This is a genomic window from Erythrobacter sp. F6033 (genome assembly GCF_023016005.1).
Classification (GTDB): Bacteria; Pseudomonadota; Alphaproteobacteria; order Sphingomonadales; family Sphingomonadaceae; genus Erythrobacter.
In genome coordinates this window covers 2194095-2211638 of the sequence record NZ_JALKAZ010000001.1, presented here as the reverse complement: position 1 = coordinate 2211638, position 17544 = coordinate 2194095, and the positions used below count along the sequence as shown (strand labels likewise).

Genomic DNA, 17544 nt, shown 5'->3' with positions numbered 1-17544 from the left:
CCAGCTCTATCCGCGTGCGGCGCGGATAAATTCCCACGCTTTCAGGAAGTCGCTCTGCCGTTTGGCGCGGCGGTCCTCCGCTTCGAGATCGCGGCCCCACAGATCGGCCTGCCATTCCTCTTCGAGGCTGGCAGCGCGCCACAATTCGATAGCATCAGCTTCTGCCCCGGCATCAGCGGCCGACAGCGCGATCACCAGTGATGCCGCGAGCGACGTCATGCTTTCAAGCGCGGCCAGTTCAAACCTGCCCATCGCCTCCAGCCGGGCGCGCAATTTGCCCAGGGCTTCGTCTGATTGTGGCCTGTGCATGATCCCGCTGACACGCACCAATTCCACGCCTTCGCGGGCCTCAAATGCGGCGACAATCGGTTCCCACACTTCTTGCTGCTTGGCATACAGATGCTCATCGGGATCGGCGCGATAGAGCAGCGTATCGGTGTCACCGAATGCTGTGATCTTTTGGGCCTGAGCCGCAATGTCGGTGCCAACCACATCAATCGCGTAATCGGTCATATCGCGCAGCGAGAACTGCGCCGGGTCAAGCTTTTCGCCCTGAATATCCCATTCGGCGGCAAGCTTTTCCGCGAGCGTGGCGGTGGGAACTATTTGCGGCACGCCTTTGACCGTTTTAAGCCCGCGTCCATCCAGAGTAACCTGCCAGCCGCCGTCTGCTTTCTGGACGGCGACATTGTCGTAAAACCGCTTCACTTCGTTTCTTCTCCGGCAGACGATTTCCACTTTTTCGCAAGCGAACGCGGGCCAAAATAGAAAGCGAGCAGTCCGCCCACTGCCAATGCAACGCCGATTGGATAGGGCGCATCAATGATGGATCGCGCAATCGCAAGGCCGACCAGCAGCGCGCCGAGCGATCCGATGCGGACCATATTCATGACGATGAAGCGTTTTTTCGCGAGCGTATCGCCCGCATCTTGCGGCGTATTCAAAACAATTGCTCCAATGCGACGTGCAACTCGCTGACCTGATCGACAACCTGCCGCGCGCCGGTCGCCAGCAACTCTTCCGGTGGGTGATAGCCCCAAGCAACCCCGACTGAGTGGACACCCGCTGCGCGGCCCATTTCCATATCGAAACTGGTGTCGCCGATCATCACCGCTTCTGCAGGCTGCGCACCTGCTTCGAACAACGCCGCTTCGAGCATAGCGGGATGCGGCTTGGAAGGATGGCGGTCGGCGGTTTGGAGAGAGACGAACAGATCGGTGAGGCCATGCGATGCGAGCACAGATTGCAGCCCGCGATCCGATTTTCCGGTGGCCACTGCCAATGTCCAGCCATCGGTCTGAAGCATACCCAGCAGCTCAGGAATGCCATCATAAAGCGGCTCGTGGATGAGCCCTTCCTGACGACGCGCAAAATAACCGCTTTTGTAAAGGTCCACGACCTGACGCGCCGTGTCTTCATCAATGCCGGGCGCAAGGCGCCGGATCGCAACCGGGAGACTCAGGCCAACGATCCGGCGCACATCGTTTGCATCGGGCGGGGTAAGCTGCGCGCGCTCGAAAGCCTGCACCATCGTCTGGCAGATATCGGCCTGACCATCGACCAGCGTTCCGTCACAATCGAATACCGCCAGCTTCATGGTCATTTCTTCCGGCGGTCGGGCCGGGGTTTCCCTTTGCCCTTACCTTTGGCGGCGGCTTTGGCCTTCTTCTTTGTGGTTACGGCCGAGGTTGTGCGCGATTTGCGTTCGCCGCGGCGGTCTTTCCGGTATTGCTTGGCAAAGCGGCGCGCCGCCTGCTTTTTCTCCGCCGGTGTGCGCTCCGGCGCTTCATCGCGAACGGGCGATGCGTCGGACAATTTCTCGTCAAAGCCGAGCGCTTCCATGCTCGAAGCAAAATGTTCGGGCAGTTCGGCGGTCACATCCAGTTTGCCGCCGCCGGTCGCCGCGCCGGCTGCATCATTGTTCGGCTGGGAGATGATCAGACGCCGCGCGTGCAGGTGCATTTTGCGGCTGATCGCTCCGGTCAAAAACGCATCCTGCCCGCCATATTTGCCGTCGCCGACAATCGGGTGGCCGATGGCTGCCATATGGACGCGCAATTGGTGCGTGCGGCCCGTTAGAGGCTCCAGCTCCACCCATGCGGCGCGCATCCCGGCACGCTCGACAACGCGGTAGCGCGTTTTTGCCATCGCACCATTTTCTTCATCGACATGCATCTTCTCGCCGCCTGTGCCCGGCTGTTTGGCGAGCGGCGCATCGATTGTGCCTTCGCGCACTTCGGGAATGCCGACGATCAACGCCCAGTAGATTTTACGCGCGCTGCGGCCCGCGAAGCGCCGCGAATAGGCCGCTGCGCTGCCCGGAGTGCGCGCCACGAGCAACACGCCCGACGTGTCTTTATCAAGCCGATGAACGAGGCGCGGGCGCGGCGTGTTCTCATCCGTCACAAATGCATCAAGCAGCCCGTCGACGTGCTTCGTCGTCTTGCTTCCGCCCTGTGTCGCAAGGCCGGGTGGTTTGTTGAACACGATCGCGCTTGGCGTTTCGCGGATCACCATCGCGTGTGCCTGTTCGATTTCGGCCTCGGTCAATTCGCGTTTCGGCTTTGGTGCCTTGTGCTTGGCTTCGCCGCCTGGCGGAACGCGAAGGGTTTGACCTGCTTCCAACCGGTCTTCCGGCTTTGCGCGCTTGCCATCGACACGGATCTGTCCGGTGCGCGCCCAGCGCGACACCGTTGCAAAGCCGATCTGCGGCAGGTTGCGTTTGAACCAACGGTCCAACCGGATACCGCTATCATCGTCCGTCACAGTAAACTGGCGAACGTCTTTGCTTTCGCTTTTGTTGTTGTTTGTTTCGTCGGCGCTCATGCCGCACCTCGCATAATTAGGAGCCCGATATACAGCGCGGCGAGACCCGCCAGCACTGATATTCCGGCGTAAAGAACCGCGAGCCCCGCCGAACCGCGCTCTATCAAGAGCAGCATTTCAAGGCTGAACGCGCTGAATGTTGTGAAACCCCCAAGCAGCCCGACGCCAAGGAACAGGCGCATCGTTTCGTTCGCCCCGCCATGCCGGGCCAGCCATCCGAACACCAGACCCATCGCCAGACTGCCGACCACGTTGGCGGCCAGGGTCGGCCAGGGAAACGCGCTGCCCGCGCCGACATAGTGTGTGACCATGCGGCCTAATTGATACCGTCCGACAGCGCCGATAGCGCCGCCAATGGCAACGGCGGCCGATGCGGCCATGGGAGAAAGGGCGAGCGATGTCATTTGCAAGCCCCTTAGCGCCGCGCGGCCTGCCTGCATAGCGCCGCGGGCTTTTCGCGGTCCGATTTGAGGCATTGAATACCTTGCCATTTTTACCATGCGGCGTTATGTGGGCGACAGTTTCAGCGCGTTCCAAGCCTTAAATGGCGGGAAACGCGCCGTTTTTAGCGTCAAATTTACGCGTTTGTACCGCGATTCGGTTGCGGTCTTTCGTGCTTTTGGAATGAGGTAATAGTCGTTTATGCAAATCATGGTTCGCGATAACAATGTCGATCAGGCTCTCCGCGCGCTTAAGAAAAAGCTGCAGCGCGAAGGTGTTTATCGCGAAATGAAGCTGCGTCGCCACTATGAAAAGCCGAGCGAAAAGCGCGCCCGTGACAAGGCTGCTGCTATTCGCCGCGCTCGCAAGCTTGAGCGTAAGCGTATGGAGCGCGACGGCGTAAAGTAATGCTGTTGTTTGAGTGTTTCGACGCTTGAACGCTCACAACGGATAAGCCATTAGGGCGCGGTATCATTCCGCGCCCTTTTGCTATCTGGATTCTGTAAAAGCGCGCGCATCCGATCAGGGAATTGAAATGACCGAAGTTACCCGTGTTCCTATTAAGCCAGTAGCCAAAGGCTCACTTACCAAGCTGTGGCTCGGTGTTATCGTAGCCATTGCGCTGGGCGCTGGCCTTGCATGGTCCGCCACACCAAAGACTTTCAGCATCGACACCTTGGTCGCTGGAGAAGGCGAGACCCCGAATGTGGGCGACGTCGCTTTCGTGAAATACAAAGGCAAGATGGCATCGAACGGCGAAGTGTTCGACGAATCGCAGGATATTCCGCTGCCGGTTCAGGGCTTGTTCCCCGAAGGCACCCCTTTCCCGATTGAGGAAGGCGCGACGATCGACGGTTTCTTCAACGCGCTCCAGAAAATGCAGAAGGGCGGCAAATACGAAGTCTATATCCCGTCCGAGCAGGCTTACGGCGCAGAGCCGCCTCCCGGCGCGCCGATCCCGCCCAATGCAGATCTGATTTTCGAGATTGAGCTGGTTGATTTCATGACCAAGGATACGTTTGACCGTAACCTCGGCATTCTGCAGCAAACGATGCAGCAGCAACAGGGTGGTCCTGGCGGCCCCGGTGGACCGGGCGGTCCTCCTCCAGGAGGCGTGCCGATCACGCCTCCCGGTCAGTAACTCAAAGCAACCCCTCAAAGGGACAAAGCGATGTCGGTAGACAAACAGACCGTTGCCAAGATCGCGAGCCTTGCTCGGATCAAGATGGGTGACGAACAACTCGAAACTATGGTGCCAGAGCTGAACAACATCCTTGAATGGGTGGAGCAGCTGGGCGAGGTCAACGTGGACGGCGTGGAGCCGATGAGTGCGGTCATCCCGAATGAACTGCGTTTGCGCGATGATGTGATTGACGCCGATCCGAAAACTGCTGGCGGGCGCCGCGATGATGTGCTCGCCAATGCGCCCGCTGCTGAACACGGATTTTTCGGCGTTCCTAAGGTGATCGAATAATATGACTGACCTGACCTCTCTCGGTGTCAAAGCCATCCGCGACGGTGTTCGCGGAGGAGATTTCACCGCGCGCGAAGTCGCGGAAAGCTTTAACGCAGCCGTGGCGGAAGCCGCCGCGCTCAACGCCTTTATCGTCACCACGCCCGATCACGCGCTGGCCGCAGCCGATGCCGCCGACAAAGCGCGTGCCGATGGCAAGGAATTGGCCGCGATGGCCGGCGTGCCGATTGGCATGAAGGATCTGTTCGCGACCAAAGGCGTGCAGACCACCGCCGCCTCACACATCCTCGAAGGGTTTACCCCGCAATACGAGAGCACCGTCTCGCAGAACCTGTGGGATGCGGGCGCGGGTATGCTGGGCAAGCTGAACCTTGACCAGTTCGCGATGGGCAGCTCGAACGAGACAAGCTTCTTTGGCAATGTTTCCTCGCCGTGGCAGAAATCGGGCAGCAATGCCGCGATGTCGCCGGGCGGCTCATCTGGTGGTTCGTCGTCGGCAGTGGCAGCGCGGATTGCGCCTGCCGCGACCGGCACAGACACGGGCGGTTCGATCCGTCAGCCGGCGGCCTTTACTGGCATTTGCGGGATCAAGCCGACCTATGGCCGCTGCTCGCGCTGGGGCGTGGTGGCGTTTGCCTCCTCGCTCGACCAAGCCGGTCCGATGGCGCGCTCGGTTGAAGATTGTGCGATCATGCTCGGCGCGATGGCTGGTTTTGACGCGAAAGATGCCACTTCGCTGAAAATGGACGTTCCCGATTGGGAAGCTGCGCTCGACGCAGACCTCAAAGGCAAGAAAGTCGGCATTCCCAAAGAATACACGATGGAGGGCACCGATCAGGCGATCCTCGATAGCTGGGAGCAGGGCAAAGCGTGGCTGAAGGATGCAGGCGCTGAGATCGTCGACATCTCGCTGCCGCACACGAAATACGCGCTGCCGGCCTATTACATCATCGCCCCGGCAGAGGCGTCTTCCAACCTCGCGCGCTATGACGGCGTGCGATACGGTTTGCGCGATCTGCCAGAGGGCGCTGGCCTGCAAGATATGTATGCCGAAACCCGCGCGGCTGGCTTTGGTGACGAAGTGAAACGCCGCATCCTGATCGGTACTTATGTGCTGTCGGCAGGTTTCTATGATGCGTATTACACGCAGGCGCAGAAGGTCCGCACACTGGTCGCGCAGGATTTTGAAAAGGCTTGGGCGCATTGCGATGTGATCCTTGCGCCGACCACTCCGACAGCGAGCTTCCCGCTCGGCAGCCTGAACGATGATCCGCTGACGATGTATCTGAACGATGTGTTCGCTGTGCCAGCCTCGCTTGCGGGTCTTCCCGCAATGAGCGTGCCTGCGACGATCAACGCTGACGGTCTTCCGCTCGGCCTACAGCTCGTAGGCAAGCCGTTTGACGAGCAGATGGTGCTGAACGCAGGCCTCGCGATCCAGCAACGCAGCGGCTTCGATCACGCTCCGGCGAAGTGGTGGTAGCCAAAGCTGGATTGCAACTCAAAGCGCGCGCTGCGCTCGGACGCTTTCCAAAAGCCTATCTTGCGATCCAGCGACTACGCTACCGGATTGGCGGTGAGTCACACGCGCTCAGTCTTTTTCGGTTGCTGAGTGATCAAACCGAAATCGTTATCGAAGGCTTCCCGCGCTCGGCAAACAGCTGGACAGTGCGTGTGTTCCGCCGCTGGCAGGGACGACGGGTGCATATCGCGGAGCATCAGCATTCCGAGGCGCATATCCTTGCCGGATGCAAGCGGGGCCTGCCTGTGATCGTGCTGATCCGGCCACCGCAAGACGCTATCCGCAGCTGGGCGCAGCATGATGGCGGATTGGATTTGCAATGGGCGTTGCGCCGCTGGATCGGGTTTTATCAGGCCGTAGAGAGTGTCTCTGACAAGGTCGTGATCGCGACGTTCGAACAGGCGACGCAGGCGCTTGGCAAAGTGGTCAAGAGAACCAACGCGAAGTTTGGCGCGAAGTTTTTTCACGGCGCGACGACAGGTAAACTGCGCGAGGAAATCACAAGCCAGATGGCTGACACCGCGCGGCCCGATCCGGAGCGGCGTGCAAAACATGAAGATGTCACTGACCAACTCGATCCCGCGACGCTGCGGCAAGCGATCGCACTTTATGAAAGACTGGCGGCAAAGGCGCATTGATGATGTTGAACCACGTCGCAGCAGCGGGTAAATGATCGTCATGAAATGGAAGCCGATCTACTTCGCGCTATACGCGACATTCCTGAGCGTCTGGATATTCTACGCTCGCCCCTGGGAAAACGGTTTGGAACCGCTTTTGAGTTCCGCCCCTTTTGTGCTCGCAGGAATGCTATTTCTGGCTTTGGCGGATTATATCGGCAGCAACTACGGCATTGCCGAGGCTCGCTTCGACAGCGAGACAGGAAAGTTGATTGAGGAAGAGCAAGACAAATAATGCTGTTCGCGACGATCTTTATGGTGGCGTTCGTGCTTTTGGGCGGAGTGGTGCTTTATCTCTCTAAAACGATTGACCACGGCGAAGCGCGGTTCGATAGCAGCGGCAAAGTTATCAAGGATAAGGCCGACGCGCCGAAAGGCGATGCAAAGCCTGCGCAGCGGCTTGATAAAGACGCCACGCCAAATCAGGTGAAAGACGACAATGAGTAAGTACATAGTTCAAGGACAGACCGGCGATTGGGAGGTTGTAATCGGCCTCGAAGTGCACGCGCAGGTCACATCCAAGTCCAAGCTGTTCAGCGGCGCTGCGACCGAGTTTGGCGCGGAGCCGAACAGTCAGGTCTCCCTCGTCGATGCGGCGATGCCGGGCATGCTGCCCGTGCCCAACGCGGAATGCATCCGTCAGGCGGTGCGTACTGGCATGGCGATCGAGGCGGAAATCCACAAATGGAGCCGGTTCGACCGCAAGAATTACTTCTACGCCGATTTGCCGCAGGGTTATCAGATCAGTCAGCTTTACCACCCGATTGTCGGTGAAGGTCAGTTGGTCATCGATGCTGATGACAAGGGCGGCATTCCCGAAGACAAAGTGATCGGGATTGAGCGCATCCATGTCGAGCAGGATGCGGGCAAGCTGATGCATGATCAGCACCCGACCATGTCCTATGTCGATCTCAACCGCAGCGGCGTTGCGCTGATGGAAATCGTGTCAAAGCCGGATATGACCTCGCCTGCCGAAGCGGGCGCTTACGTGCGCAAACTGCGCAGCATCTTGCGCTATGTCGGATCGTGCGATGGGAATATGGAAGAAGGCTCAATGCGGGCCGACGTCAACGTCTCCGTGCGCAAGGTCGGTGATCCTGAGCTGGGCACACGGACCGAGACGAAGAACGTCAACTCCGTGCGTTTCGTCATGCAGGTCATCGAATACGAAGCGAACCGTCAGGTTGATGTTCTGGAAAGCGGCGGCAGCGTCGATCAGGAAACACGCCTGTTCGATGTCGCGACCGGCACAACACGGACGATGCGCTCCAAAGAAGACGCGCATGATTACCGCTATTTCCCTGACCCCGATCTGCTTCCCGTGGTTCTGGAGGATGATTTCCTTACGGAATGCCGCGCCAGCCTGCCCGAACTGCCCGATGCGAAGCGCGCGCGGTATGAAGGCGAGCTGGGTCTGACAGCGTATAACGCCCGCGAATTGACCGCCGAAGTTGAAACCTTTGCGCGGTTTGAAACGCTGTTAGGAGTGGTGGCTGCAAAGATCGGCAAGCCCGAGGCCAAGGTTGCGACGCAAGTGGCAAACTGGACACTTTCGGTCGCACCCGGCGTTGTGAAAGGGTTGGGCGATGAAGCCAACCTCGCCAATTCCACGCCTGAGGCGCAGGCCGCTATCCTTTCGATGCAGGATAAGGGCGAAATCTCCGGCAGTCAGGCAAAAGAGATTTACGAGATCGTCCTGAAAGAAGGCGGCGAGCCTGAGGCTATCGCCGATGCGAAGGGCCTGAAACAAGTCAGCGACACCGGCGCGATTGAAGCCGCCATCGATGAAATTCTCGCGAATAACGAGGACAAGGTCGAACAGTATAAGGGCGGCAAAGACAAGCTGTTCGGTTTCTTCGTCGGTCAAACGATGAAGGCGATGCAAGGCAAAGCCAATCCGGGCGTCGTGAACCAGATCCTGAAAGACAAGCTCGGCTAAACCTTCGACACGTCACGGGAGATCGCGAATGAAATGGGCATTCTTCATCTTCACGGGAGTGTATGTCGCTGCGCTGGCTCTATTGGCGATCGGGACTTTCGGATTGTTCGAACAGGATCGCGATCCCTTATCGGGAGTGTTCCTGCTCCCGCTGGGAATGCCTTGGAATTTTCTTGCAGATTGGCTCGGTATTTCGGGCATGGCCACGGCATTGGTGGCCCCTGCTATCAACGCCGCCGTGCTTTTCTGGCTATGGCGGCGTTGATCGAAGCAGGCGTTTAGTCGCGGGCGAAGACGTAAACCGCCTCGCTTGCCCTGATAATAAGGCTGCTGCCGTCCGGGGTGAGCGTAAAGCCATTTGCGGTCGGCAATTCCGCTGCGAGTTCTTCACCGTAAGTAGGGCGAGGGCACAGCGCCTTCGTTGAGGCCACCGGGCCAATCGAAATCGATCCATTGCCAACCTGCGGCATGGATGCGGACCAATCCGCATTGCCCCGGTTACAGTCCAATTGCAGAACCAGCCGGCCGCCATCGCGGAATGTCAGCCGATGGCGGGAGGATAGCTCCTGCGTCAATTGCGTGGAAGTTCCGGATGTTTCGACATCCGCCAACCGCCAGCTCGTATCATCCAGAGGGTGGGGTGGAGGTCCATAGCTTTGACACGCTGACAGGAGCATCGCTCCGCCAATGACTGCGCTTATTCTTCCAATCATAGGTTCAATCCTTTTTATCCGCCCGCAACAAACGCATCGACAATCACGTAGGTTTCCGGACCGTAGGTGATGGTCACGCGGTCCCCATCGCGGGAGTGTGTGAAGTCCCATCCGGCCGAACCGTCAGCTTGGGAACTGTCTGCGCTGGTCGGAGTGGTCCCGTCGAAAAAGATGGCGCGCTTTGTGCCATCGGGCTTTTGCACCTCGACCAGAATGGTGCCGTCTTCGCCCCAATCACGGATGACGCCAGCAGAACAGGAAGAGGTCGGAGCGGCATTGTCAAAACCGCAGTTGATCGGTGCTGTCGCATTGTAATCGGTGCCAGCAACCAGCGCATCACCGCTATCGGGCGGAGGCGGCGGTCCGTTATCGTCCATGCCGACATTGGCATCGCCCATCGAAACCGAAACAAGCCGGACGCCGTCAACATTGCTCACAATCTCGCCGCCAAGTGCTTCTGCCGAAGCCTCGTCCGGACAGCCGACCAACACGGCGCTGTCATCAAGATAGTTGGAGGTCGCCTCGGATTCGCCAAGCTGGCGGCACGGATCGCCCGAATTGGGATAACCGTCACCGAAAGGAGCCAGACTTTCCGGTATCTCCGCAAGCGTGGCGGTATCCGCGCTTTGGCTTTCGCTGGCGGTGCTATCCGCCGCATCCGCACCGCATGCAGCGAGCGCAAAAGCGCCCGCTGCTGCAGCAAGAATTGCCGTTTCTTTCATATATGACATGCCGGGATCACCGGCATTCCGGGTGCCGACCAATATCGCGCAGGTCGTAAAAACGACCGTCAGCGATGGTCACCTGCAGACATTGCCGCGTCTGTGGCTGCCATTGGATCGAATAACGGGTCTCACCCGAGGCAAAGTTGTCGACCTGACGGAAGCCGCGCTGTTCAAGCGCTTCCATGCCGCCGCGCGCTCGGTCGCCCTGAAGGTCCTTGAACTGTGCGGCACGCTGGTAACCACCGCGGCGATGATGGTGGCGCAGATTGGCTTCGCGCTCGTCCACACCCTTTTCGTAGCCATGCGAATACGCGTTTGACCGGTCGTAGTTGTGATAGGACGCGTTGTGCAGCCCGTCTTGATAACCCCGCTCAAAGTGGTTGGTGTCTTCGTTGTTGTATTCCTTGCCTTCGCGGTGGTGCGACTTGTGGCCGAATAGGCTGCCCAGCAGTGCCGCTCCGGCAACCACACCGACTGCGGCGAGTGCATCGTCGCCTTTATGTTTGCCGCAATCCTGATCCGACGCGTCATTAATCGTCATGACGCGGCCGTCATACACCTCGACGGTGACGCATTTGTCGTCCCCTTCATCCCACCAATAGGAATTGACGTAGCCGGAGGAGCTTTTGTGCGTTGAGATGTGCGCGAAGCCGCGGTCTTGCAGCTGACGCTCCGCATCGCGGCCCAATGATCCGTTGATGAATTGCAGATCGCGCGCCTTTTCAGCCAAAGCCGGCGTGGCTGCCATTGCGATTACCGCTGTAGTGCAAGCAAATCTCGAAACAAAATTGGTTTTCATCGTAGTCCTCCCAATGCCGAAGGTAATCGACTACCGATTCCCCCAGCTGTAGAAGAACACAAAGCCTTTGAAAATGAAATGAAAATATCTCAAACTACGAGATATCTGAGATTTACATGTGATCCAAAGCAGGGGCAGTTTTGTTAGTTTGGTCGTCTAAAAACACACAATTGCGACTGGATAAGTTGTTAGTTCAGGAGGGGGTGTTCCGTTATTGTGAGGCCACATCTACGATCGAACGTTGCGCTTGGTTTATCGGTGCAAATGTCGCCCAAATACAATTGCTTCCAAGCATTCTCCCGTTAGTATCCGAGCTGGGTAATGGACAGGGGTCTCTTATGAGGAAATTGGTAGTGGCGCTTGCCGGCGCACCGCTGCTCGCGCTTGCATTCGCAGCGCCTGGTGCGGCTCAGGCACAAGATAAATCTGAAATGACCGATGAGGATTGGCGCGAGTGGATGCCGGATCAGTCGAAGCTTTCGATGCCGGTGTTGGAGTTCGAACCGTCAGACAATGACGTCAAGAATTACAAGAAATATTACTATTTCAACCGCGCAGATACGAGCTTCGAAGAAGCTTTGACCGATGTCCGCTTTTGCGATGAATTGGCCCGCGGATTGGCGACGGCCAATTACTACGGTTCTGGCTATGGCGGCGCGATGTATGGCCCTGCCGGTATTCTAGGCGATGCTATTGGCGGCGCCATTGCGCAGGCGATTTACGGTTCTGCCGAAAAACGGGCCAAGCGCCGCGTAAACATGCGCCGATGCATGCATTTCAAAGGCTATGCCCGCCACGGCCTTTCAAAAGAGCTCTGGAAAGAGTTCAACTTTGAAGAAGGCCTTTCCGGTGTAGGCGAAAAAGAACGCCAGCAATACCTCGCCACGCAGGCATATGTCGCCTCAAGCGAACTTCCAGCGACGGAGAATCTCGGGCTATGAATATCGCAAAGCTTTCTCTCACCGCCGCCAGTGCGGCATTGATCGCTGCGGGCTCTCCTGCGGCGGCGGATGATGATCTGCCGGAGATCGAATTTGAAACCCGGGTGATGAAGGACAAGAAGGAGGTTATCCTCGATTCTTCAAAAGCCTATATCCTACTGCAATCGCCCGTCGCCGTTCCGGCCACTTTCTTCAAGGTGCCGACCGACGAAGAGCGTGAGATTGTCGCCAATCAACGCGCTGCGGAATTGGCTGAGGCGCGCGAGAAATGGGCCAAGAAACAGGCGAGCTATGACAAGCACGCAGCCTGGCACGAGAAGAAGGGCACCAAACCCACTCGCAAGAACCCGGTTGAGCCGACCGAAGAGAACTTCTCTTGGATTTCACCGGAACAACAGATGATGTTCTCGATCGGGCCGCTCAACCGGTTCGAAAAAGGCAAAGGGCTCTCGCTTTATCTGCAGGAAGTGCCCGCCGGCGAATATGTCTATTACGGCACCACCAGTTTGGGACTCGGCGCATGCGCTTGCATGGGCACGGTAAAGTTCGAAGTCGAACCCGGAACGATCAACGCTCTGCGTTATGACGGGGTCTGGCTCGACAAGGATGGAGAGCCGATTGGCCGGGGCAAGATGCCAGAGGGCGTAGACACGAATGATGCCCTTGTGCGGGTGGCGATGATCATCGAGCCTGTTGACGAGGCCGCTTATGATCCGCGCTTGCCAAGCGATTGGTTCCGCGATGCCGAATTGGTGCCGATGCCATTCGTGCCGAACTGGATGGGGGCGGAGATCAACCGTATCGCACCGATCCCCGGTGTGCTCGCCTATAACCGCGATGAAGTGATCGATGTTCAGGCCGAGCTTGCCCGGAAAAAAGCGGAAGAAGAGCGCGCTGCTGCGGAGGAAGCCGCACGGCTTGCTGCTGAAGAAGCGGCTCAAGCCGAAGCAGACCGTCTCGCTGCCGAAGCAGCGGAAACCGTCGTAGAGGGCGGTGAAGATGCTGCGGTCGACGCGGTTGAAGACACTTCCGGCGACTAACGCCGCATCTGCTTCGCCAGAATTGAAAGGGCCGCCCAAGCATATCGCTTGGGCGGCCCATTTGCTGTGTGATGGAATTGGCAGGAGCTGGAGCATTGCTCCCTTAGTCCCTTGCGATCTTGCAGCGCGCAGGTGGCGCCCCATCTAGGCCCAACAATAGTGACGGAGAGCAAGGCGATGGCGACTATTCTGATTACCGGTGCAACAGATGGTATCGGCCTTGAAACGGCGAAGCAGCTGGCAACTCGCGGCCATAATCTCTTGCTCCACGGACGTAGTACGGAAAAACTGGACGCAGCTGTTGCCGTGGTTCGGGACGCATCCCCGCACGCAAAAGTGCAGACATACCGCGCGGACTTCACTGATCTTGCTCAGGTCGCGGCGATGGCCTGGCGGATTGTGGAGGAGCATGAGACGCTCGATGTACTAATCAACAATGCAGGCGTCCTGAAATTGCCTCAACCGGTTCTCGCGAGCGGGCACGACGCGCGGTTTGTCGTGAACACCTTTGCTGTTGATGTGCTGACATCCGGCTTGCTCCCGATCATACCGCAGCAAGGGCGCGTGGTGACACTGTCCTCCGCTGCGCAGTCTCCTGTCGATACCGATCTGATGACCAGCAAACGGAGCGACGCAGAGGCGATGGATGCCTATGCGCAAAGCAAGTTGGCGGTGACGATGTGGTCGCGCGCTATGGCTCTTGCGCATCCGCAAGGCCCAGCCTTTATCGCGGTCAATCCCGGCTCTCTGCTGGCGAGCAAGATGGTTCGTGAGGGATTTGGCGTTGCTGGCAAAGACTTGTCAATTGGCGCTGACATTCTGGTGCGTTCAGCCGAAGATGCCGAGTTTGAAGGCATGAGCGGACGGTATTTTGACAATGATGCGAGGGACTGGGGCCGCCCTCATCCGCATGCGGAGGATGACGCGCGTTCAGATAAACTGGCTCAGTTGATCCGGGAAACTGCTGCCTCGCTGCTCTAGCGGAAACAAAAGGGGCCGCCGGAGCGATATGCTCCGGCGGCCCTTTCATTATCCGTTAAAGCGCAGCTTAAGCGGTTTTCGTGCCGGTTACCGGCATCGCACCAAATGCGCCTGCGTTCACGTTACCGGCGAGCGTGTCGCCTTCAATGGTTGCTTCGCAATCCAGCGTCATCGGCATCGGAACAGTCATGTTCATTTTCCAGGTGAGGGTGTTGCCATCAACCTTGCCGTCTTCGACATCCATCGAACCCATTCCGCCGGCCATATTGCCGCTGAATGTGCCGTCGCCGTTGTCAACAACGGTGAAAGTGCCAGCTTGGTCGCCCATCGGGCTTTTAACTGTGGTGCTGTAAGAACCGGAAAGTGACATCGTGTTTCTCCTTGCGTGTCAGGCCGTTTGATCGGCCCTGTTTGACCCATCGGGTCTGAGGGTGTTCGAGCGTGGCGGGTCAGAGACCCAAAACTCAAGTAGAGTTGTTTACACGTGTGTCAGTGCCGTTCAACCGGATTCCGGCCTAATTGAAGGGCGCAAAACAAAGGGCGGAGGTTGCTTTCGCAGCCCTCCGCCCTTCGTTTCTATTCAAAGCCCTGCGGGCCGTAACGTCACTCTTCGGTAGGCAGTTCGCGCACTTCCAGAGGTAGGCCTAGCTCTTCGAGCTGACCTTGCACTTGGGCAGCATCGCCAACGACAACCCAGACGAAGTTTTCAACGTCGAGCGCTTCGCGCGCTGCCGCATCGAGGCTTTCCGCAGTCTGCGACTGATACTTCTCAACCAGCGTTTCGTAATAATCGTCCGGGCGGTTGTAGAGCGCATTGCTGCGCATCGCGCCCAAGACAGCTGGCGAGGTTTCGAAACGTCCAGGCAATTCGCCGACTTCGGCGGCGACATTGCGCTCCAGTTCTTCTGGCGTAACGCCATTGGTGCTCAGGAACTCTTTCGTTTCACGGATCATCTCGGCGACGCTGGGGCCGGTTTGGTCCTGCTGGACCCCGCCCGAAATCGCATAGACAACCGCGTTTTCCTGAGCTTGAGGCCCGCCGCGAACGCCATAGCTCCAACCCTTCGTCTCGCGCAGGTTCATATTGAGCCGCGCGAGGAAGTTTCCGCCAAGCGAATTGTTGGCGTTGGTGAAGTCGATGTAGTTCTCATCGCTCGCATCCAGACCGGTCAGCTGCGCGCCGACGATTACGCTTTGCGGCGAGTTCGGGCGGTTGATCAGGATGATGCGATTGCCCGCTGTGGCTTGTCCGGTGCTTGCGAAGGATTTGGTGCCTTTCGCAGCTTCAGGTGCTGACCAATCGCCAAACACAGCGTTGAGAGCATTGGCAACTTCGGCCATCGGACGATCAGAGATCACAAAAACCTCGCCATTGTCCGGACGGATCCAGCTGTCTTTGAAGCCGAACAGATCATCGCGTGTGATCGAGCTGACGCTCGCAACGCTGCTGCTCTCACCATAGGGGTGATCGCTACCAAAGATTTCCGGGCCGATTGCGCGGCGAGCAATGCCTTGCGGCGATTTAAGCTGCTGCCTGATGCCGGTGACGGTCTGGGTGCGCACGCGCTCCAGATCGGCTTCGTTGAAGGCAGGGTTGCGGATGATCGAACTCATCAGCTCAAGCGACGGTGTCAGGTTTGATGACAGCGCCGACAGAGTGAAGGTCGAACGGTCTGCGCCGCCGCCAGTACCGATAGTCAGGCCTAGACGCTCACGCTCTTCGGCGATTTCTTGGCTCGACATATCGGCGGTGCCTTCGTCGAACAGCGACATGGTCAGGTCTTCGAGACCGCGCATATCGGTTGGATCAGCCGCGCTGCCTGCATTGAACGACATGGTGACATAGGTCGCAGGGACAGCGTCGCGCTGCGCATATGTCATCTGCATTCCGTTCGCGAGCGTGGTGCGCTGCAGATCGGGGAAGTCGAGAGTGGCAAGCGTGTCGATCGGAGGAGCAGTGCGCTCTACCGAAACGGTCAGCGTGTTGTCAGCAGGGGCGGCGTCTTCCGCTGCTTCCGCTGTTTCGACGCTGGCTGCTTCTTCGTAGCTGTCATCGCGCTCACCCGGCTCAAGCACCAGAGTGAAGGACGGACGGGTCATCCAGTTCTGCATCGCGGCTTTCACATCAGCCGGAGTGAGCGTGGCGAGAACATCGAAGTTCTTCTTGTAGTTCGCCGGATCGCCAGCAAGCACTTCTCCGCGAGCAAGCGTAACCGCTTTGCCGCCGAACCCGCCGACCTGTTCAAGACCGCGAATAGTGCCAGCAAGGCGGCTGGTTGCCGCGCGGCGCACTTCGTCTTCGTTCGGACCTTCCGCGATATATTCTGCAATCAACTGATCGAGACGCGCTTCGAGTTCAGCCAGATCACCGCCCGGCTTGAGCGTTGCGCTGACAGTCAGGATGCCGACGCGCTGGAAGTCGAAATTGCCAGCCGATACGCCAACGGCCAATTGCTCGTCACGCACAAGGATTTCATCGAGACGGCTGGATGCGAGACCGCCAAAGACGCTGGCGCCGATATTGAGTGCGGTCAGCTCGTCACTGGTGATGCCCGGAACCGGCCAGTATTTAGTCACGGTTGTCGCTGCGACCTGATCTTTCATCACGCTGCGGATGTTTTCAGGCAGAACCGGAATTTCAGCTTGAGCCGGATTGTTGACCGGACCGCGCGCGATCGGGCCAAACCACTTTTCCATCATCGGGCGGGCTTCCGCCGCCGAGATGTCTCCGGCGAGAACAACGGTCGCGTTGTTCGGGCCGTATTTGTCGCGGAACCAGTTACGCACATCTTCCATCGACGCACTGTCGAGGTCCGCCATCGAGCCGATGACCGAGTGGCCGTACGGGTGGCCTTCGGGGAACATCTTGTCGAGGATTTCATAGAATACGAGGCCGCCCGGCTGGTTATCGCCCTGACGTTTCTCGTTCTGGACAACGCCGCGCTGGTTATCGAGCTTTTCCTGTGTCACCGCGCCGAGCAGATAACCCATGCGGTCGCTTTCCAGCCATAGCGCGCGTTCAAGCGCAGGGCGGGGCACGGTCTGGAAATAGTTCGTACGGTCGAAATTGGTCGTACCGTTGTAATCGGTCGCGCCCATTTCCTGCAGGTACTGGAAGTAGTCAGCAGGGGCGTTTTCCGATCCGTTGAACATCAGGTGTTCGAACAGGTGGGCAAATCCGGTTTTGCCGGTCGGTTCGTCTTTGGAGCCGACATTGTACCAGACGGCGACGCCGACAACGGGCGCTTTGCGGTCTTCGTGAACGATCACGGTCAGGCCGTTTTCGAGTTCAAATTCTTCGTAAGGAATCGCAACCTGCGCGACGAGATCGGTCAGATCGCCGGTCGCGGCCTGTTCGCTTGCATGGTCATCGGCCAATGCGGGCGTGATCGGTGCGACGGTCGCCAGCGCGATTGCGGCAAGACTGGTGGTGGCAAGGCGTGTGCCTGCTTTTAGAACGGACATA

At 58.4% G+C, this 17544-nt stretch carries 22 protein-coding genes; 12 read left to right on the top strand and 10 right to left on the bottom strand.

The genetic code is table 11. The features are described 5' to 3' along the window. Window positions 1-6 precede the first annotated feature (6 nt). Genes MWU39_RS10620 through crcB form a run of 5 tightly spaced genes read right to left on the bottom strand, consistent with a single transcriptional unit; the run spans window position 7 to window position 3230 of the window. Window positions 7-708 carry an ATP12 family protein gene (locus MWU39_RS10620; RefSeq protein WP_247159962.1) on the bottom strand — a complete coding sequence of 234 codons (702 nt, stop codon included), beginning with the start codon at window positions 706-708 and terminating at the stop codon, window positions 7-9. Continuing rightward, window positions 705-944, bottom strand: coding sequence for a hypothetical protein (locus MWU39_RS10615; RefSeq protein ID WP_247159961.1), 240 nt, complete (start codon window positions 942-944; stop codon window positions 705-707). Before MWU39_RS10615 ends, MWU39_RS10620 begins: the two co-directional genes overlap by 4 nt. Beyond that, window positions 941-1603 carry an HAD-IA family hydrolase gene (locus MWU39_RS10610; RefSeq protein WP_247159960.1) on the bottom strand — a complete coding sequence of 221 codons (663 nt, stop codon included), beginning with the start codon at window positions 1601-1603 and terminating at the stop codon, window positions 941-943. Before MWU39_RS10610 ends, MWU39_RS10615 begins: the two co-directional genes overlap by 4 nt. After that, window positions 1600-2826, bottom strand: a complete 1227-nt coding sequence (locus MWU39_RS10605) for an RluA family pseudouridine synthase (RefSeq protein ID WP_247159959.1) — start codon at window positions 2824-2826, stop codon at window positions 1600-1602. Before MWU39_RS10605 ends, MWU39_RS10610 begins: the two co-directional genes overlap by 4 nt. Continuing rightward, the gene (gene crcB / locus MWU39_RS10600; protein WP_247159958.1) at window positions 2823-3230 is read right to left on the bottom strand and encodes a fluoride efflux transporter CrcB; all 408 of its coding nucleotides are present in this window, start codon (window positions 3228-3230) and stop codon (window positions 2823-2825) included. Before crcB ends, MWU39_RS10605 begins: the two co-directional genes overlap by 4 nt. A 238-nt stretch (window positions 3231-3468) precedes the next feature. Here crcB and rpsU point away from each other — a divergent pair, with 238 nt between their 5' ends. The 9 genes from rpsU to MWU39_RS10555 all read left to right on the top strand — a co-directional run bounded on the left by rpsU (window position 3469) and on the right by MWU39_RS10555 (window position 9144). After that, complete coding sequence (gene rpsU, locus MWU39_RS10595) at window positions 3469-3675, top strand: 30S ribosomal protein S21 (protein ID WP_247159957.1); 207 nt, start codon at window positions 3469-3471, stop codon at window positions 3673-3675. A 127-nt stretch (window positions 3676-3802) separates the two neighbouring features. Then, the gene (locus tag MWU39_RS10590) at window positions 3803-4408 is read left to right on the top strand and encodes an FKBP-type peptidyl-prolyl cis-trans isomerase (RefSeq protein ID WP_247159956.1); all 606 of its coding nucleotides are present in this window, start codon (window positions 3803-3805) and stop codon (window positions 4406-4408) included. Between the two features lie 30 nt (window positions 4409-4438). Continuing rightward, window positions 4439-4741, top strand: coding sequence for an Asp-tRNA(Asn)/Glu-tRNA(Gln) amidotransferase subunit GatC (gene gatC / locus MWU39_RS10585; RefSeq protein ID WP_218404468.1), 303 nt, complete (start codon window positions 4439-4441; stop codon window positions 4739-4741). 1 nt (window position 4742) lies between these two features. Continuing rightward, the gene (gene gatA / locus MWU39_RS10580) at window positions 4743-6224 is read left to right on the top strand and encodes an Asp-tRNA(Asn)/Glu-tRNA(Gln) amidotransferase subunit GatA (RefSeq protein WP_247159955.1); all 1482 of its coding nucleotides are present in this window, start codon (window positions 4743-4745) and stop codon (window positions 6222-6224) included. Further along, a complete protein-coding gene (locus MWU39_RS10575) occupies window positions 6215-6901 on the top strand; it encodes a hypothetical protein (RefSeq protein WP_247159954.1) in 687 nt (228 codons plus the stop codon). Before gatA ends, MWU39_RS10575 begins: the two co-directional genes overlap by 10 nt. A 40-nt stretch (window positions 6902-6941) precedes the next feature. Next, window positions 6942-7175, top strand: a complete 234-nt coding sequence (locus MWU39_RS10570) for a hypothetical protein (protein ID WP_247159953.1) — start codon at window positions 6942-6944, stop codon at window positions 7173-7175. After that, window positions 7175-7387 carry a hypothetical protein gene (locus MWU39_RS10565; protein WP_247159952.1) on the top strand — a complete coding sequence of 71 codons (213 nt, stop codon included), beginning with the start codon at window positions 7175-7177 and terminating at the stop codon, window positions 7385-7387. Before MWU39_RS10570 ends, MWU39_RS10565 begins: the two co-directional genes overlap by 1 nt. After that, window positions 7380-8879, top strand: a complete 1500-nt coding sequence (gene gatB / locus MWU39_RS10560; RefSeq protein ID WP_247159951.1) for an Asp-tRNA(Asn)/Glu-tRNA(Gln) amidotransferase subunit GatB — start codon at window positions 7380-7382, stop codon at window positions 8877-8879. Before MWU39_RS10565 ends, gatB begins: the two co-directional genes overlap by 8 nt. A 28-nt stretch (window positions 8880-8907) precedes the next feature. Further along, window positions 8908-9144 carry a hypothetical protein gene (locus MWU39_RS10555; protein ID WP_247159950.1) on the top strand — a complete coding sequence of 79 codons (237 nt, stop codon included), beginning with the start codon at window positions 8908-8910 and terminating at the stop codon, window positions 9142-9144. Window positions 9145-9157: 13 nt separating this feature from the next. Here the strand turns inward: MWU39_RS10555 and MWU39_RS10550 are convergent, their stop codons facing one another. The 3 genes from MWU39_RS10550 to MWU39_RS10540 are packed head-to-tail and all read right to left on the bottom strand — an operon-like array spanning window position 9158 to window position 11065. Next, window positions 9158-9592: an META domain-containing protein gene (locus tag MWU39_RS10550; RefSeq protein ID WP_247159949.1), complete on the bottom strand. Its 435-nt coding sequence runs from the start codon at window positions 9590-9592 to the stop codon at window positions 9158-9160. A gap of 14 nt (window positions 9593-9606) precedes the next feature. Further along, on the bottom strand, window positions 9607-10323 hold the full coding sequence (locus MWU39_RS10545) for a hypothetical protein (RefSeq protein WP_247159948.1): 717 nt from the start codon (window positions 10321-10323) through the stop codon (window positions 9607-9609). Window positions 10324-10330: 7 nt separating this feature from the next. Further along, complete coding sequence (locus tag MWU39_RS10540) at window positions 10331-11065, bottom strand: hypothetical protein (RefSeq protein WP_247159947.1); 735 nt, start codon at window positions 11063-11065, stop codon at window positions 10331-10333. 389 nt (window positions 11066-11454) lie between these two features. Between MWU39_RS10540 and MWU39_RS10535 the strand changes: the two genes are divergently transcribed. The 3 genes from MWU39_RS10535 (at window position 11455) to MWU39_RS10525 (ending at window position 14078) form a co-directional block, all read left to right on the top strand. Further along, window positions 11455-12057 carry a hypothetical protein gene (locus MWU39_RS10535; RefSeq protein WP_247159946.1) on the top strand — a complete coding sequence of 201 codons (603 nt, stop codon included), beginning with the start codon at window positions 11455-11457 and terminating at the stop codon, window positions 12055-12057. Next, window positions 12054-13097: a hypothetical protein gene (locus MWU39_RS10530; protein WP_247159945.1), complete on the top strand. Its 1044-nt coding sequence runs from the start codon at window positions 12054-12056 to the stop codon at window positions 13095-13097. The genes MWU39_RS10535 and MWU39_RS10530 overlap by 4 nt, the downstream gene beginning before the upstream one ends. Before the next feature lie 177 nt (window positions 13098-13274). Beyond that, a complete protein-coding gene (locus MWU39_RS10525; RefSeq protein ID WP_247159944.1) occupies window positions 13275-14078 on the top strand; it encodes an SDR family NAD(P)-dependent oxidoreductase in 804 nt (267 codons plus the stop codon). Window positions 14079-14145: 67 nt separating this feature from the next. Here MWU39_RS10525 and MWU39_RS10520 read toward each other — a convergent pair whose 3' ends face one another. Further along, window positions 14146-14448, bottom strand: coding sequence for a hypothetical protein (locus MWU39_RS10520; protein WP_247159943.1), 303 nt, complete (start codon window positions 14446-14448; stop codon window positions 14146-14148). 233 nt (window positions 14449-14681) lie between these two features. Further along, the gene (locus tag MWU39_RS10515) at window positions 14682-17543 is read right to left on the bottom strand and encodes a pitrilysin family protein (RefSeq protein WP_247159942.1); all 2862 of its coding nucleotides are present in this window, start codon (window positions 17541-17543) and stop codon (window positions 14682-14684) included. Window position 17544 lies beyond the last annotated feature (1 nt).

What these genes read in the sequence shown, in the direction of transcription:
- crcB (WP_247159958.1), bottom strand. Translation starts at nt 3,230, where the DNA reads ATGACATCGCTCGCCCTTTCTCCCATGGCCGCATCGGCCGCCGTTGCC.
- MWU39_RS10550 (WP_247159949.1), bottom strand. Translation starts at nt 9,592, where the DNA reads ATGATTGGAAGAATAAGCGCAGTCATTGGCGGAGCGATGCTCCTGTCA.
- MWU39_RS10525 (WP_247159944.1), top strand. Translation starts at nt 13,275, where the DNA reads ATGGCGACTATTCTGATTACCGGTGCAACAGATGGTATCGGCCTTGAA.
- MWU39_RS10565 (WP_247159952.1), top strand. Translation starts at nt 7,175, where the DNA reads ATGCTGTTCGCGACGATCTTTATGGTGGCGTTCGTGCTTTTGGGCGGA.
- gatB (WP_247159951.1), top strand. Translation starts at nt 7,380, where the DNA reads ATGAGTAAGTACATAGTTCAAGGACAGACCGGCGATTGGGAGGTTGTA.
- MWU39_RS10605 (WP_247159959.1), bottom strand. Translation starts at nt 2,826, where the DNA reads ATGAGCGCCGACGAAACAAACAACAACAAAAGCGAAAGCAAAGACGTT.
- MWU39_RS10530 (WP_247159945.1), top strand. Translation starts at nt 12,054, where the DNA reads ATGAATATCGCAAAGCTTTCTCTCACCGCCGCCAGTGCGGCATTGATC.
- MWU39_RS10545 (WP_247159948.1), bottom strand. Translation starts at nt 10,323, where the DNA reads ATGTCATATATGAAAGAAACGGCAATTCTTGCTGCAGCAGCGGGCGCT.
- MWU39_RS10555 (WP_247159950.1), top strand. Translation starts at nt 8,908, where the DNA reads ATGAAATGGGCATTCTTCATCTTCACGGGAGTGTATGTCGCTGCGCTG.
- MWU39_RS10610 (WP_247159960.1), bottom strand. Translation starts at nt 1,603, where the DNA reads ATGACCATGAAGCTGGCGGTATTCGATTGTGACGGAACGCTGGTCGAT.
- rpsU (WP_247159957.1), top strand. Translation starts at nt 3,469, where the DNA reads ATGCAAATCATGGTTCGCGATAACAATGTCGATCAGGCTCTCCGCGCG.
- MWU39_RS10520 (WP_247159943.1), bottom strand. Translation starts at nt 14,448, where the DNA reads ATGTCACTTTCCGGTTCTTACAGCACCACAGTTAAAAGCCCGATGGGC.
- MWU39_RS10515 (WP_247159942.1), bottom strand. Translation starts at nt 17,543, where the DNA reads ATGTCCGTTCTAAAAGCAGGCACACGCCTTGCCACCACCAGTCTTGCC.
- MWU39_RS10590 (WP_247159956.1), top strand. Translation starts at nt 3,803, where the DNA reads ATGACCGAAGTTACCCGTGTTCCTATTAAGCCAGTAGCCAAAGGCTCA.
- MWU39_RS10570 (WP_247159953.1), top strand. Translation starts at nt 6,942, where the DNA reads ATGAAATGGAAGCCGATCTACTTCGCGCTATACGCGACATTCCTGAGC.
- gatA (WP_247159955.1), top strand. Translation starts at nt 4,743, where the DNA reads ATGACTGACCTGACCTCTCTCGGTGTCAAAGCCATCCGCGACGGTGTT.
- MWU39_RS10535 (WP_247159946.1), top strand. Translation starts at nt 11,455, where the DNA reads ATGAGGAAATTGGTAGTGGCGCTTGCCGGCGCACCGCTGCTCGCGCTT.
- gatC (WP_218404468.1), top strand. Translation starts at nt 4,439, where the DNA reads ATGTCGGTAGACAAACAGACCGTTGCCAAGATCGCGAGCCTTGCTCGG.
- MWU39_RS10540 (WP_247159947.1), bottom strand. Translation starts at nt 11,065, where the DNA reads ATGGCAGCCACGCCGGCTTTGGCTGAAAAGGCGCGCGATCTGCAATTC.